The organism is Pedobacter sp. PACM 27299, from assembly GCF_001412655.1.
Classification (GTDB): domain Bacteria; phylum Bacteroidota; class Bacteroidia; order Sphingobacteriales; family Sphingobacteriaceae; genus Pedobacter.
Window position 1 is genome coordinate 2,495,969 of the sequence record NZ_CP012996.1, and the last position, 14,561, is coordinate 2,510,529.

13 protein-coding genes are annotated in these 14,561 nt (G+C 41.3%); 4 read left to right on the forward strand and 9 right to left on the reverse strand.

The window, feature by feature from the left end; translation table 11 throughout:
• Positions 1 to 7: 7 nt before the first annotated feature.
• Positions 8 to 973, reverse strand: a complete 966-nt coding sequence (locus AQ505_RS10440) for a KpsF/GutQ family sugar-phosphate isomerase (protein ID WP_062548131.1) — start codon at positions 971 to 973, stop codon at positions 8 to 10.
• Between the two features lie 89 nt (positions 974 to 1,062).
• Between AQ505_RS10440 and recQ the strand changes: the two genes are divergently transcribed.
• Entirely contained in the window at positions 1,063 to 3,252 is a 2,190-nt protein-coding gene (gene recQ / locus AQ505_RS10445) for a DNA helicase RecQ (RefSeq protein ID WP_062548132.1), read from the forward strand.
• Positions 3,253 to 3,285: 33 nt separating this feature from the next.
• Positions 3,286 to 4,101 carry a 3-deoxy-8-phosphooctulonate synthase gene (gene kdsA / locus AQ505_RS10450; RefSeq protein WP_062548133.1) on the forward strand — a complete coding sequence of 272 codons (816 nt, stop codon included), beginning with the start codon at positions 3,286 to 3,288 and terminating at the stop codon, positions 4,099 to 4,101.
• Between the two features lie 16 nt (positions 4,102 to 4,117).
• Here kdsA and AQ505_RS10455 read toward each other — a convergent pair whose 3' ends face one another.
• Together AQ505_RS10455 and AQ505_RS10460 are read right to left on the reverse strand one after the other, a co-directional pair.
• A complete protein-coding gene (locus AQ505_RS10455; RefSeq protein ID WP_062548134.1) occupies positions 4,118 to 6,016 on the reverse strand; it encodes an OmpA family protein in 1,899 nt (632 codons plus the stop codon).
• 54 nt (positions 6,017 to 6,070) lie between these two features.
• The gene (locus AQ505_RS10460; RefSeq protein WP_062548135.1) at positions 6,071 to 6,694 is read right to left on the reverse strand and encodes a 7-carboxy-7-deazaguanine synthase QueE; all 624 of its coding nucleotides are present in this window, start codon (positions 6,692 to 6,694) and stop codon (positions 6,071 to 6,073) included.
• 126 nt (positions 6,695 to 6,820) lie between these two features.
• Between AQ505_RS10460 and AQ505_RS10465 the strand changes: the two genes are divergently transcribed.
• On the forward strand, positions 6,821 to 7,153 hold the full coding sequence (locus tag AQ505_RS10465; RefSeq protein ID WP_062548136.1) for a Rieske (2Fe-2S) protein: 333 nt from the start codon (positions 6,821 to 6,823) through the stop codon (positions 7,151 to 7,153).
• A 27-nt stretch (positions 7,154 to 7,180) separates the two neighbouring features.
• Here the strand turns inward: AQ505_RS10465 and AQ505_RS10470 are convergent, their stop codons facing one another.
• The 6 genes from AQ505_RS10470 to AQ505_RS10495 all read right to left on the reverse strand — a co-directional run bounded on the left by AQ505_RS10470 (position 7,181) and on the right by AQ505_RS10495 (position 13,726).
• Positions 7,181 to 8,062 carry a bifunctional 5,10-methylenetetrahydrofolate dehydrogenase/5,10-methenyltetrahydrofolate cyclohydrolase gene (locus AQ505_RS10470; RefSeq protein WP_062548137.1) on the reverse strand — a complete coding sequence of 294 codons (882 nt, stop codon included), beginning with the start codon at positions 8,060 to 8,062 and terminating at the stop codon, positions 7,181 to 7,183.
• 23 nt (positions 8,063 to 8,085) lie between these two features.
• Positions 8,086 to 9,873: a translation elongation factor 4 gene (lepA, locus tag AQ505_RS10475; protein WP_062548138.1), complete on the reverse strand. Its 1,788-nt coding sequence runs from the start codon at positions 9,871 to 9,873 to the stop codon at positions 8,086 to 8,088.
• Between the two features lie 79 nt (positions 9,874 to 9,952).
• Positions 9,953 to 10,687 (reverse strand): copper homeostasis protein CutC, encoded by a 735-nt coding sequence (locus AQ505_RS10480; RefSeq protein WP_062548139.1) that lies wholly within the window; start codon positions 10,685 to 10,687, stop codon positions 9,953 to 9,955.
• Positions 10,688 to 10,707: 20 nt separating this feature from the next.
• Complete coding sequence (locus AQ505_RS10485) at positions 10,708 to 11,739, reverse strand: N(4)-(beta-N-acetylglucosaminyl)-L-asparaginase (protein ID WP_062548140.1); 1,032 nt, start codon at positions 11,737 to 11,739, stop codon at positions 10,708 to 10,710.
• Between the two features lie 13 nt (positions 11,740 to 11,752).
• Complete coding sequence (locus tag AQ505_RS10490) at positions 11,753 to 12,556, reverse strand: nitrilase family protein (RefSeq protein WP_197286348.1); 804 nt, start codon at positions 12,554 to 12,556, stop codon at positions 11,753 to 11,755.
• A gap of 24 nt (positions 12,557 to 12,580) precedes the next feature.
• A complete protein-coding gene (locus AQ505_RS10495) occupies positions 12,581 to 13,726 on the reverse strand; it encodes a methionine aminotransferase (RefSeq protein ID WP_062548141.1) in 1,146 nt (381 codons plus the stop codon).
• Between the two features lie 67 nt (positions 13,727 to 13,793).
• On the opposite strand from AQ505_RS10495, the gene AQ505_RS10500 reads away from it, so the two are divergent.
• On the forward strand, positions 13,794 to 14,561 hold the full coding sequence (locus AQ505_RS10500; protein WP_062548142.1) for a queuosine precursor transporter: 768 nt from the start codon (positions 13,794 to 13,796) through the stop codon (positions 14,559 to 14,561).

A 14,561-nucleotide genomic window follows, 5' to 3' on the forward strand; every position in this document is an offset into this window, starting at 1 on the left:
AAAGTATTTAAATTATGCCTTCCTGTAGAAGGTCATGTAAATGGATCATCCCAAAATACGCTCCGCCATCTGTCACTAATAATTGAGTGATGTTATTCTCCTTAATCATTTCCAGTGCATTGATGGCTAAAAGATCTTTTTCAATAGTTTTAGGATGAGGATTCATGAGATCGCTTGCTTTAATGTCGGCTAAATTAGTATGTTTTTCTAACATTCTCCTGATATCTCCGTCAGTAATGATCCCTAAAATCGCATCCGCCTCAATAACAACCACTGCACCTAAACGGTTTTGACTAATTTCAATAATCACATCTTTTACGGAAGCCGATGCTGGAATGCTGGGTTTCTGGTTTTTAACCGCAATATCACCTGATTTTAAATACAGTCTTTTTCCCAAAGCGCCTCCGGGATGGTACCTCCCAAAATCTTCTTCATTGAAATTTCTTGCATTCAGCAGACAAATCGCCAGGGCATCACCCATTGCCAATTGGGCAGTAGTGCTGGTGGTGGGAGCCAGGTTATGCGGACAAGCTTCTTTGGCCACGGTGGTATTCAGGATCAGGTCTGCCTGCGCGGCAAGATCTGAATTGAGCTGTCCCACCATTCCGATCATCAGGTTGCCGGATTGCTTCAATAAGGGCGCAAGAACTTTGATCTCAGGGGTGTTTCCGCTTTTGGAAATACAAATCACAATGTCTTCTTTCTGGATCATTCCAAGGTCGCCATGCACCGCATCTGCAGCATGCATGAAGCTGGATGGAGTACCCGTAGAATTGAAAGTTGCCACTATTTTTTGGGCAATAATGGCGCTTTTGCCGATTCCGGTCACGATAACACGTCCGTTACATTGCAGAATATGGTCGATAATCTGGCAAAAATCATCATTTATATGGTCAATTAGCCCCAAAATGGATTGTGCTTCCAGTTGTAACGTGTTGACTGCGTCCTCGATAATCGCTTTTTTACTTTTCAAACAGAATTTATTAGTATATTGATGCTTTGAATTAGTGCAAAATTATGTTATTTTGAAGTAAATATAGCACTGAATATTTTATACGCGTAATGGATGTGAAAAAGTCGTTGTTTGATAACTTGCAAACCTTTTTTGGTTTTGATAATTTTAAAGGTGACCAGGAGTCTATCATCACCAATGTTCTCGAAGGAAAGAATACGTTTGTGATTATGCCTACAGGTGGAGGGAAGTCCATATGTTACCAGTTACCTGCGCTTATGAGCGAGGGAACTGCAATTGTTATATCGCCCCTGATTGCCCTGATGAAAAATCAGGTAGATCAGCTGAGGGCATTTGGTGGAAGCGACAGCATTGCACACTTTTTAAACTCTTCTTTAAATAAAGCAGAAATTACCCAGGTAAAAAGTGATCTGCTCAGTGGACAAACCAAATTGCTGTACGTTGCCCCGGAATCATTGTCTAAACCAGATAATATTGAATTCTTAAAGCTCATCAAGATCTCTTTTGTAGCGGTGGATGAAGCCCACTGTATTTCGGAATGGGGACACGATTTTCGTCCTGAATACCGAAAAATCAGACAGGTCATCAGCGGACTGGGAGAGGATATTCCAATTATCGCTTTAACGGCTACAGCAACCCCGAAAGTACAGCAGGATATCATTAAGAATTTACAGATGTCTGATGCAACCTTGTTTAAATCTTCTTTTAACAGGCCGAACTTATTTTATGAGATTCGCCCGAAAAGAGATGTCATCAAGGAAATGATCAGGTACATCAAGTACAATACCGGAAAATCTGGAATCATTTACTGTCTGAGCCGTAAAAAGGTGGAAGAAGTAGCGGAAGCACTCAACCTGAATGGCATTAAGGCCCTGCCTTATCATGCCGGTCTGGAGCCTAAAGTACGTGCAGATACACAGGATAAATTCCTGATGGAAGATGTAGAGGTGATTGTAGCTACCATCGCTTTTGGGATGGGAATCGACAAGCCCGATGTGCGTTTCGTGATCCACCATGATATCCCTAAAAGTATGGAAGGGTATTATCAGGAAACTGGTAGAGCCGGAAGAGACGGCGGTGAAGGGGTATGTATTGCTTTTTATGCGCAGAAAGATGTAGATAAACTGGCGAAATTCATGAAGGATAAGCCGGTGTCTGAACGGGAAATCGGAACACAGATCCTGAAGGAAGTGATCGACTATGCCGAATCAGGCGTTTGCCGTAGAAAACAGATCCTGCATTATTTTGGTGAAAACTTCAATGAAACAGGCTGTAATTGTATGTGCGACAACTGTAAAAAGCCTAAGAAACTTTTTGAAGCAGAAGATAACCTCTTGGTTCTATTGAAATTAATCCAGCGTATCGGCGAGAAGTTCGACGATGCGCATATACTGAACATCTTTACCGGATCTGAAACGGCTCAAACCATCGCTTACGAGCATGGCAAGATTCCTGAATTCGGTTTAGGAATGGTAGAAGGAGAAAACTATTGGAAGTCCTTAATCCGTCAGTCCGTATTGAACAACTTCCTCTCTAAAGATATTGACAATTATGGCCTTTTAAGGCTGACTAATAACGGTAGAGACTTTATCGAGAATCCATACAGCCTAAAATTTGTACTCAATGAGCCGATAGAAAGTGCGGCTGATGATGATGAAGATGATGTGAAACATGGATCCGGAACTTTAGATACCCAGCTGCTGCAGCTGTTAAAGGATCTGAGAAAGAAAATCGCCAAGCAAAAGAATGTACCGCCATTCGTCGTGTTTCAGGATCCTTCGCTGGAAGAAATGTGTACGCATTATCCGATTGCAATGGATGAGCTGAAACAGATCTCAGGAGTAGGAAATGGAAAGGCCATGAAGTTCGGTTCGCCATTCATTGAGCTGATTAAAAAATATGTAGAAGACAATGATATTGAACGCCCGATTGACCTGATCATTAAAACGCAGGCCAACAAATCGCAGCTGAAAGTATCTATTATTCAAAATGTAGACAGACAAATCAGTTTAGAAGACATTGCTAAATCTAAAGGCATTACTTATTTCGATATTTTGAAAGAGATTGAAGCCATTGTGAACTCCGGAACAAAGTTAAACCTGAATTATTTTGTAGATGAATTGATTGATGAAGACCGTCAGGATGAAGTATTCGATTACTTCCAATCTGCGGAAAATGATTCTATTGATGAAGCATTGAAAGAATTAGGAGAAGCCGATTATTCCCGTGAAGAGATTCAATTGATGCGCATCAAGTTCATGTCTGAACTAGGTAATTAACATTCTGTATTAGGTAATTATTACAAATAAACAATGATCAATTTTTCACTAGATAATTTAAAACACCAGGAATCAGGAAATTTCTTTTTAATGGCAGGACCATGCGCCATTGAAGGAGAAGAAATCGCTATGCGCATCGCAGAGAAGATCATCACGATTACTGATAAGTTAGAAATTCCCTTCATTTTTAAAGGTTCCTACCGTAAAGCCAACCGTTCTAAAGGTGGTTCTTTCACCGGAATCGGAGATGAGAAGGCTTTGAAGATTTTAGAAAAGATAGGTAAGACTTTTAATGTGCCTACGGTAACTGACATTCATGAAAGTGCAGAAGCGGCAATGGCTGCGGCCTATGTGGATGTATTACAGATCCCAGCTTTTCTTTGTCGCCAAACCGATCTGCTCATCGCTGCTGCGAAAACAGGAAAGGTAGTCAACGTGAAGAAAGGTCAGTTTTTGTCCGCAGGATCTATGAAGTTTGCTGTAGAAAAGATTGTAGAATCTGGAAACCATAAAGTAATCCTGACAGATCGTGGCAACACTTTCGGTTATCAGGACCTGATTGTGGATTATCGTGGATTACCGGAAATGCAAAGCTTCGGAGTGCCGGTAGTAATGGATTGTACACATTCCCTGCAGCAGCCAAACCAGAGTTCTGGCGTAACAGGCGGTAAACCTGAACTGATTGAAACGATCGCTAAAGCTGCAATTGCAGTAGGCGCAGATGGATTATTCATTGAAACACATCCTGATCCTGCAAATGCAAAATCAGATGGTGCAAATATGTTACACCTGGATTTACTGGAAGATTTACTGGTAAAACTAGTAAGAATTAGAAAAGCGGTTATTTAACCGCTTTTTTTAGGCCTTAGATTTTAGTAATCAGGAAGGAAGTTCTTCTGTTTTGTTTGCGCTGCGCCTCTGTATCATTACCTGCAATAGGCTTGTTTTCCCCATAGCCTTTAAAGCTCAGCCTGGAAGGATCGATCTTTTGAGCGATCAGTTCGTCATAGACAGCTTTAGCACGATTTAAGGACAGCTTTTCGTTCTGTAGTTCATTTCCTACATTGTCTGTATGCCCCTGGATTTCTATTTCCAGATTAAGGTTGCTTTTTAACAGCTCAATCAGGGTATGCAGTTCGGTCACAGATGCCGGGAGGAGCCGATATTCATTGGTATCAAAAAAGATATTTTTCAACACCATGTTGTTGCCCACTTTTAAGCGCTCCAGGTTGATCTCCAGGAGAAAGGGCTGCGTCCTGCTTCCCGTACCTAATTCATAATTTTCTGAATAGAAGAGGTAGCCATCTGCACTGGCATTGAACGCATAATTACCGCCTATAGGCATGACCGCAAGGAATTCTCCATTTTCTTTATCAGTATAGTCGCTGTAAGCCGTATTTTTGCTCAGCAGGTTGACTACCTGTACTTTTGCATCCAGAAATTTCCCGCTTTCTTTATCGCGAACCACTCCTTTTACATAAGTGATGGGCATAGGCTGCTTATCCAGCGGAAGTTTAAACTGGTAAATGTCCATATCGCCATAACCATCTTTTAAATTCGAAGAGAAAAAAGCGGTGCTACCATTCGGACTCACGATCATTCCACTTTCTTCATTGAAGGTATTGATCGGATATCCCATGTTTAATGGAGTACTCCAATGACCATTGTCTTGCATACGACTGATGAAAATATCTTTATTGCCCATTCCTGGCCATCCATCTGAAGAGAAGTATAGCGTCTTCCCATCTGCATGTAAAAATGGAGTATTTTCATCATAAGGGGTGTTAATTTCCGGACCAAGATTGACCGGAGCCGACCAGTCGCCATCTGCGTTGAGGTTTGATTTCCAGATGTCGTAACCGCCAATTCCACCGGGTCTGTTGCTCACAAAGTAAAGCGTGTTGCCATCCGGACTAATAGCAGGCTGAGATTCCCAATAAGCACTGTTTACTGGGGCACCAAGGTTAAAAGGTTCAGCCCAGTTATTCCCTTCTTTATGACTCACGTAAATGTCGCATCTGCCCAGGCCATTAGGACGGTTACATCCAGTAAAAAACAGATATAATCCGTCTGGGGAAATGGATTGTGCACCTTCATTGAATTGAGGTGTATTGATGTTGCTGCTTAAGGGGAGGGCGTTACCCCATTCATTATTTGTCTTTTTAGAAATGAAGAAATCTTCGTTTCCATCGATATTTCTACTAAAAATAAGCGTCTCATCGTCGGCGGTAATGGCAGGGAAATAATCCCGGTATACAGTATTGATTTTAGGACCAAGGTTGAGGGGTTCGTATTGCTGAGGTTTCTTTAGGGCCTCAATAGCAAAGGCACAATCTTTCTGGTATTTCTTTGCCCTGGCGAGAAAAGCAGCATCATTACCGGTGTATTTACTGATGAATAAGCTGAGGTGTTTTAAGGCATTTTGATAATCACCGCTATAAAGTTCAGATTCTCCTAGTCCATAATAGATTCGTAGTTCTGAATTTGGATTCAGTTCAAGGGCTTTCCGATAATAAACAGCAGCTTCTTCGTAGGATTTAATTCTTCTATTTAATTCTGCAAGCTGTAGAAGGGCATTTTGAAAGGAGGGATCAGCCTTAACGGATTCCTTGAGTGCGGAAATGGCTTCAGGATATTGGTTGTCATTTAAAAGGCCCTGCGCTTTGTCGAAGCTGGCCATGGCTTTCTTGATGGTGGAAGTCTGGGCTGTAGCACCAAGAACCATCAGGAAAGACAGAAAAAGAGCAACAGATATTTTTTTCAAAATGCTATTGTTAATGGTGTAAAATTAAATATAGCGAAAAATCTGAATTTGCGATTAAGGGATATTTAAATATTTATGTGTTTGTAAAGAAATTTCCCATTTTGGGTTTGCCATCACGTAATCAATAATCAATGGCGTAATTTCCTTTGACTTAGACCATTCTGGCTGCAGGTATAATTTGCAGGTATCAGAAACGGTTGCAGCATATTGCTCTGCCCATTCAAAATCACTCTTGTTGAACACAATCACTTTTAACTCATTGGCGAATGGCGTGATGTCTGGACGAGGGGCTTTAAATTTCTTTGGAGAAAGACAAATCCAGTCCCAGGTACCTGAAAGGGGATAAGCTCCGGAAGTTTCAATGAAAGTAAGGATATTTTTCTCCTTTAATTTTTGGGTTAAATAATCCAGATTATAAATTAATGGCTCACCACCGGTAATGACCACCGCTTTACCTGGAAAGGTATCTGCTTTGGCCACAATATCATCTGCTGAAGTCAGTGGGTGTAGTTCTGCATCCCAGCTTTCTTTCACATCACACCAGTGGCAACCTACATCGCAGCCTCCCAAACGAATAAAATAAGCCGCTTTTCCTGTGTTAAATCCTTCGCCCTGTATGGTGTAAAATTCTTCCATTAATGGAAGTAATGTGCCGTCTGCTGGTATATTGTGTGCCATATATTATTCGGCAAAGGTAAATAAAATATTTACGGGAAATGGGATTATATGTATATTGAGCCGATTTATATGACCAATCTGTGAAAAAGGAGGTTCATTTATAATCATTTACCCTAAATACGAGCTATGCTGAAGTGGTATAAATTGGAAGGCAGCTTCCCGGAGCATGATTTCGTGGAACAGATTAAAGTGAATGGGAAAAAATTATGTCTGGTGAGACATCAGGACCAGACTTTCGTAGTTCAAAACAGCTGTCCCCATGCAGGAGGAATTCTGAGTGGAGGTACTTGTAAAAATGGTTACCTGATTTGTCCGATACACCGATGGGAATACAACCTGGAAACGGGAAGAGGGGCAGAGGGACAAGGAGATTATATTGACACTTACCCGGTAGAAACAAGGGTTGATGGAATTTATGTCGGCTTAAAAGAAAGCTGGATAAAAAAGCTCTTTAGTTGAGTTACTAAAGAGCTTTTTATAGCTTATTTAAGAATAGATTTCCTTCTTTGCAGAGGCCAATGTGTTTTTCAACAAGCCTACAATAGTCATCAGACCAACACCTCCAGGAACTGGAGTGATCCATGAAGCTTTAGGAGCTACATTTTCAAAGTCTACATCTCCATATAACTTATAACCAGATTTGGTTTCTGTAGAAGTTTCTCTATTGATACCCACATCAATGATGATCGCACCTGGCTTCACCATATCTGCAGTTACAAAGTTCTTTTTACCAATTGCAGCAACGATAATGTCAGCCTGTAAAGCCAGCTCTTTCAAGTTCGCAGTTTTGCTGTGCGTTAAGGTTACGGTACAGTTTCCGGGGTTGGCATTTCTGGCCATCAGAATGCTCATCGGACTACCTACAATGTTACTTCTACCCACTACTACGCAATGTTTTCCAGTGGTATCAATCTCGTATGCCTGAAGCATTAACATAATGCCATAAGGAGTAGCAGGGATGAAACAAGGAAGGTTCCTCATCATACGTCCCAGATTTACCGGATGAAATCCATCTACATCTTTTCGGTAATCAATAGTTTCAGTTACTTTTTCAGGATCGATATGCTTAGGAAGTGGCAATTGAACAATCAGTCCATCTACACCAGCATCCTGATTGATCTCTTCTATCTTTTGCAGCAATTCTGCTTCTGTGACCGAATTGTCGTATCTGATCAGAGAAGATTGAAAACCTACCTTTTCACAGTTTTTCATTTTGCTGGCAACATAGGTTTCGCTGCCACCATCATTACCTACTAAGATGGCCACTAAATGTGGTTTTCTGCCACTTTCAGCTAAGAAGGAAGCAGCTTCAGCTGCGATTTCCAGTTTTATTTTTTCTGATGCGAATTTTCCGTCAAGTAACTGCATGTAATCCTTTATGAGGTTATTTATTAATCTAATTTAAGTACGGCCATAAAAGCAGATTGTGGAATTTCCACATTACCCACCTGACGCATACGTTTTTTACCAGCCTTTTGCTTTTCAAGAAGCTTACGTTTACGTGAAATATCACCACCATAACATTTAGCGGTCACATCTTTACGAAGCGCGCTTAGTGTTTCTCTGGCGATAACTTTTGCACCAATAGAGGCCTGGATTTTAATCTCGAATTGCTGACGTGGAATTAATTCCCTTAGTTTTTCACAGATTTTCTTTCCAAAATCATAAGCATTGCTGCGGTGAATTAAGGAGGATAAAGCATCAACAGGTTCTTCATTCAATAACATATCTAATCTGACCAAGTCAGATTTACGGTAACCAATCTGATGATAGTCAAATGAAGCATATCCTTTAGAAATTGTTTTTAGTTTATCATAGAAGTCGAAAACAATCTCTCCCATAGGCATCTCAAAAACAAGCTCTACACGATCTGAAGTCAGGTAAGACTGGTTGACAATAATTCCCCTCTTCTGGATACATAGTGACATTACCGGGCCCACAAAGTCAGCCTTGGTAATGATATTTGCTTTAATAAAAGGTTCTTCTACCGCATCCAATTTACTTGGATCTGGTAAATCTGATGGATTATTTACAGAAATCACCTCGCCTTTAGTAGTCTTGGCAATGTAAGATACGTTGGGTACAGTAGTGATCACAGTCATGTTGAACTCACGCTCTAAGCGCTCCTGGATGATCTCCATGTGTAGCATACCCAGGAATCCGCAACGGAAACCAAAGCCTAATGCTGCAGAACTTTCAGGTTCGAAAACGATAGAGGCATCATTCAGCTGCAATTTATGCATAGCTTCACGCAATTCCTCAAACTCATCAGTATCTACCGGATAAATACCAGCGAAAACCATGGGTTTAACCTCTTCGAAACCTTGAATTGAATCTGTTGAAGGTCTGTCTACGGTAGTGATGGTATCTCCAACTTTTACCTCACGTGCTTCCTTAATTCCAGAGATGATATAACCTACATCACCGGTTTTAACAACGCTTCTTGGCGACATATCCAGTTTAAGGATACCTACCTCATCGGCTAAATATTGTTTACCTGTATTGATAAATTTAACTTTATCGCCTTTTTTAATTTGACCATTGACTACTTTATAATAGGCAATGATTCCTCTGAATGGATTGAAAACAGAGTCAAAGATCAATGCTTGAAGAGGTGCTTCAGGATCACCAACTGGTGCTGGAACACGGTCTACAATAGCTTGAATGATATCTGGGATTCCCATTCCAGTTTTACCTGATGCAGGAATAATATCCTCACGTTTACAGCCGATTAAGTCAATAATCTGATCTTTTACTTCCTCAGGCATAGCCCCAGGTAAATCCATTTTATTTAAAATAGGGATAATTTCAAGATCGTGCTCTAGCGCAAGGTATAAGTTGGAAATGGTCTGTGCCTGAATTCCCTGAGATGCATCCACAATAAGTAAAGCACCTTCGCAAGCTGCAATGGAACGAGAAACCTCATAAGAGAAATCTACGTGACCAGGCGTATCAATCAGGTTGAAATTGTATTCAATATCACCAACCTTATAATTCATCTGAATGGCGTGGCTTTTTATCGTGATCCCACGTTCACGTTCTAAATCCATATTATCCAGCAATTGAGCCTGAGCCTCACGTTGGGTAATGGTTCCAGTATATTCTAATAGACGGTCAGCTAGTGTGCTTTTACCGTGATCAATATGTGCAATTATGCAAAAATTACGTATGTGCTTCATCAGTGGCGCAAATATAGGATTTTGAGTCGATTAATTTATCGTAAATTAATCATAGTATATTGTAATGACTGCGGCATTACTAGGAATTGGCCAGTCGGATCAGGTTCTCTACGGTTTGGGTATTGGTCAGGTCGTAGCTGAATTCATCTTCGCTGGTGCCCATACTTAAGCTCGGATTTCTGAATTCCATAGCGCTTTTTACCGCATATTTGGCAGAAGCATGGAACTCTTTAGCACCGGTAATCCGGATGATTTCTGTGACGTTGTCTGTATGAATACCTGCACCAGGCATGATGCTGATTCTTCCTGCAGCCTGTTTAATTAAGGCTTTGATCTGTCCAACGCCTGCTAAAGCCGAAGGAGCAGCACCTGAGGTCAGTACCCTTTCACAGCCCAATTTGATCAGGTCTTCCAGACCTTGTTCCAGGTTATTGCACATGTCAAAGGCCCGATGGAAAGTGACTTTCATAGGCTTGGCCAGTTCAACTAACTCCGCACAGCGGGCTTTATCGATACTGCCATCTGCATGAAGAATGCCAAACACTACTCCATCACAATTTAATGATTTACAGATTTTAATGTCTTCCTTCATGATGCTGAATTCTAAATCAGAATACAAAAAATCTCCACCTCTGGGGCGGATGATCGGATACACTAAAATGTGCAGTAATTCTTTTGCCAGCTTGAGCTGCCCATAGCTTGGGGTAGTGCCTCCCTCTGGTAAATTGTCGCAAAATTCTACCCTTACTGCGCCGCCTTCCTGTGCTGCCAAGGCAGAAGAAAGGGAGTTGGCGCATACTTCCATTTGAATCATTCGATACGGTTTATTTCGGGTTAGTAATAGCTTTTTCCAGGAATTAATAAATCGGTTTTGTTCTGGTCACAAACCGCATAGCTGAAGCCTTGCTGAATCGCATAAGCTCCATATTCTCCTTTTTTATTTAAAGCAAGGAAGCCTACCTGGATGTTTTTGGCAATTTCAGGTTTCTTTTTAATGATCCTCATGACCGCCTCTTTACAAGCTGCTTCAGGCGTATAACCCTGTCTCATCAGTTCTACCACTAAAAAGCTGCCTACATTACGGATTACCTCTTCACCAACGCCGGTAGAAGTAGCACCGCCAACTTCATTGTCTACAAATAAACCAGCACCAATGATTGGACTGTCACCCACACGTCCATGTAGCTTATAAGCCATGCCGCTGGTGGTACAAGCACCTGAAATGTTTCCTTTAGCGTCTAAAGCCAGCATGCCAATGGTATCATGGTTGTATTGATTTCCTGGCAATCGGGTAGGAGCGGCTTTATCGTATAATTTATTTTCTATGTTCATTACCGGCGCATACTTTGCCGTTTTTAACCATTCTTTCCATGCTTTTTCACTTTCTTTGGTCAGCAGGTTCTCTTTTTTGAAACCGTTTTCCAAAGCAAACTGAAGTGCGCCATCACCTACAAGCATCACATGCGGCGTTTTTTCCATCACCATTCTGGCCACAGAAATGGGATGGATGATGTGTTCTAATCCAGCAACGGCACCGCAGTTGCCCAAATCATCCATAATACAGGCATCCAGTGTCACATGACCATCTCTGTCTGGCAAGCCGCCATAACCTACGGATTGGTTTTTTGGATCAGCTTCAGGAACATGTACTCCTTGTTCTACCGCGTCCAGTGCTCTTCCGCCTGCAGATAATACCTTCCATGCCGCCTGATTGGCAGCAATGCCGAAATCCCAGGTAGAGATGACGATTGGTTTTACAGGTGCATGAGATGGGCTTGGGATCATTGCAGCAGCGCTTGTTCTATCAATGGCTAATAAGGAGGCAGAAAGCGCAGATGCTTTAATGAATTTTCTACGGTTAAACATGTTTGGTATAGCTTTAAATAATTTGAAAGTGATCGGCGTCTTTTAAGAATGGGAAGGCCCTGCGGGTTTTAGCCAGTTCTTCGTAGCCGATACTAAAGGTATAAAGATCTTCGTCTTCGGGTTTATAATAAATGGTTTTACCCATTGGATCGATACATTGGGAATGCCCGCTATGATATAGTTCTTTACCATCATGACCCACACGATTGGCTGCAATCACATAACTCTGGTTTTCGATGGCACGGGCAGGAATCAGTGCGTTCCAATGAACAGCACGTTTATCAGGCCAGCTGGCAATCAGCAGTAGAATGTCGTATTCTTCATTCTGATTACGCAGCCATACCGGGAAGCGGAGGTCATAACAGATCGCAAGGCGGATTTTCCAGCCTTTTAATGTTACAATGACTTTGTCTTTGCCTGGAGAATAGTTTTTATCTTCTTCACCCAGGCCAAATAAATGTCTTTTATCGTAATGGCTATAGCCGCCATCCGGAAGCATCCAGATCAGTCGGTTATAATAATGACCGTCTTCTTTGATGATCAGACTGCCAGTAACTACGCATTCATATTTTTGTGCAATCTCCTTCATCCACTGCATAGTTTTACCATTCATCTCTTCAGCGAGTGCTGGAGCGTTCATGCTAAAACCGGTGTTAAACATCTCTGGAAGTACAATCAGGTCTGTTTTTTCTTTAACACCTGAGGACAATCTTAGGGATAGATTCTGCAGGTTTTTGTCAACATTCTCCCAAAATAAATAGGCCTGGAAAATTGTGATTTTCAGGTTTTTAATACTTAGGTAATCTGGACTTTCCATTATTGTAATTTAAAGGGATGTAAATTATAATTTAACTAGTCTTTCAACGGCTTTTTCCAATGTTTCTTGTTTTTTTGCAAAACAAAACCTCAAAACATGGTGATCCGTATTCCTAATGTAGAAGGCTGAAACCGGAATGGAGGCAACTCCATATTCTTTGATTAACCTTTCGGCCATGGCGACATCTTTTTCATCGCTGAGGTGCTCATAGCTAACGCATTGGAAATAAGAACCATCGCAAGGTAATAATTTAAACTTAGTTTCGGTAAGGAGCGAACGAAACAAATCGCGCTTCTGCTGGAAGAAGGCAGATAAGCCAAGATACGATTGCGGATCTTTCAGGTAACGTGCGATACCCACCTGCATCGGAGTATTTACACTGAATACATTGAATTGGTGTATTTTTCTGAACTCCTTCATCATTTGTTCAGGCGCCAGGCAGTACCCCAATTTCCAGCCGGTAGTATGCAGTAATTTGCCGAAGGAAGCCACAATAAAGCTTCTTTCGCGGAGTTCCGGGTATAAAGCCACACTATGGTGTTGCTTACCATCGAAAATGATATGTTCATACACCTCATCACTTAAAATCATGATGTCGGTATTTTTTGTTAATTTGATGAGTGCTTTGATGTCCTTTTCTGATAAAACGCAGCCAGTTGGATTCTGTGGGCTATTCAAGATGATCATTTTGGTATTGGCGGAGAATAGTTTTTTCACCATTTCCCAGTCGATCTCATATTGAGGAGGGGCAAGCTCATAAGGTTTAACCAGGCCGCCCAGCAACTTTATCGTAGGGGCATAAGCATCGTAAGCAGGTTCAAAAATAATCACCTCATCACCAGGATGAATATAAGCGCTTAAAGCGGTGAATATAGCCTGTGTACCTCCGGCAGTAACATTGATCTCCGTTTCCGGATGATAATTTGCGCCATAAAGTTGATTCATCTTTTCGGTAATCACTTCTCGCAGGGCTGCTAAACCAGTCATGGGGGCATATTGATTAAAGCCCTGGCGCATGGCCTCCGCTACATATTCGATGAGTTTCGGATCACATTCATAATCAGGAAATCCCTGAGAAAGATTAATGGCCTGATGTTCTTCTGCTAATTTGGACATGACCGAAAATATGTTCGTTCCTGTGCCAGGTAGTTTGGATTGTGTAGCTATCATGTGGCAACGAAAATAGAAATAATATTTATCGTCTTATATCAGATTTATTTAATAATTTCATCTTGCTATGACTTTTAAAACAAAAGAAAGCAGATTATTGCTCATTCTAGGCTCCTTTTTCGTGGCCAATGCGATCCTTTCAGAATTTATAGGTGTAAAAATATTTACGGTGGAAGGCACACTGGGCATCAAACAGTTTGATATCAATTTGCTGGGCGTTCCAAACCTCTCCTTTAACATGTCTGCAGGGGTACTTACCTGGCCTTTAATTTTTATCATGACGGATATTATCAACGAATATTTTGGCGTTCGGCAGGTCCGGTTTTTATCTGTGCTGGCGGCTATTCTGATTTCTTACGCCTTTTTTGTGGTCGCAGCAGCGATGAGACTTTCGCCTTCTGATTTCTGGGTAAATCAAACCATTGATGGCCATCCGCTCAATATGAATCATGCTTTTGCCGGGATATTCGGACAAGGGATGTGGATCATTGTGGGTTCTGTGATTGCCTTTTTAGTAGGGCAGATTGCGGATGTGTTTATCTTTCATAAAATTAAAAAAGTAACCGGAGAACGTGCTTTATGGCTTCGTGCCACAGGTTCTACAGTGATTTCTCAATTTATAGACAGTTTTGTCGTGATCTTTATTGCTTTTTATTTGAATCCTCAATACCACTGGAGCTGGCAAATGGTGACTGCAATCGGTCTGGTGAATTATACTTATAAATTTGTAGTCGCAATTTTAATGACGCCCTTACTGTATGTGGTGCATCATGTGATTGACCGTTATCTGGGCAAGGATCTTTCGCAGCGTATGATTAAAATGGCAGGAAGATAG

Coding starts and splice junctions, on each gene's coding strand:
- AQ505_RS10480 (WP_062548139.1), bottom strand. CDS start 10,687: ATGATTCAAATGGAAGTATGCGCCAACTCCCTTTCTTCTGCCTTGGCA.
- AQ505_RS10485 (WP_062548140.1), bottom strand. CDS start 11,739: ATGTTTAACCGTAGAAAATTCATTAAAGCATCTGCGCTTTCTGCCTCC.
- recQ (WP_062548132.1), top strand. CDS start 1,063: ATGGATGTGAAAAAGTCGTTGTTTGATAACTTGCAAACCTTTTTTGGT.
- AQ505_RS10495 (WP_062548141.1), bottom strand. CDS start 13,726: ATGATAGCTACACAATCCAAACTACCTGGCACAGGAACGAACATATTT.
- lepA (WP_062548138.1), bottom strand. CDS start 9,873: ATGAAGCACATACGTAATTTTTGCATAATTGCACATATTGATCACGGT.
- AQ505_RS10470 (WP_062548137.1), bottom strand. CDS start 8,062: ATGCAGTTACTTGACGGAAAATTCGCATCAGAAAAAATAAAACTGGAA.
- kdsA (WP_062548133.1), top strand. CDS start 3,286: ATGATCAATTTTTCACTAGATAATTTAAAACACCAGGAATCAGGAAAT.
- AQ505_RS10465 (WP_062548136.1), top strand. CDS start 6,821: ATGCTGAAGTGGTATAAATTGGAAGGCAGCTTCCCGGAGCATGATTTC.
- AQ505_RS10460 (WP_062548135.1), bottom strand. CDS start 6,694: ATGGCACACAATATACCAGCAGACGGCACATTACTTCCATTAATGGAA.
- AQ505_RS10500 (WP_062548142.1), top strand. CDS start 13,794: ATGACTTTTAAAACAAAAGAAAGCAGATTATTGCTCATTCTAGGCTCC.
- AQ505_RS10490 (WP_197286348.1), bottom strand. CDS start 12,556: ATGGAAAGTCCAGATTACCTAAGTATTAAAAACCTGAAAATCACAATT.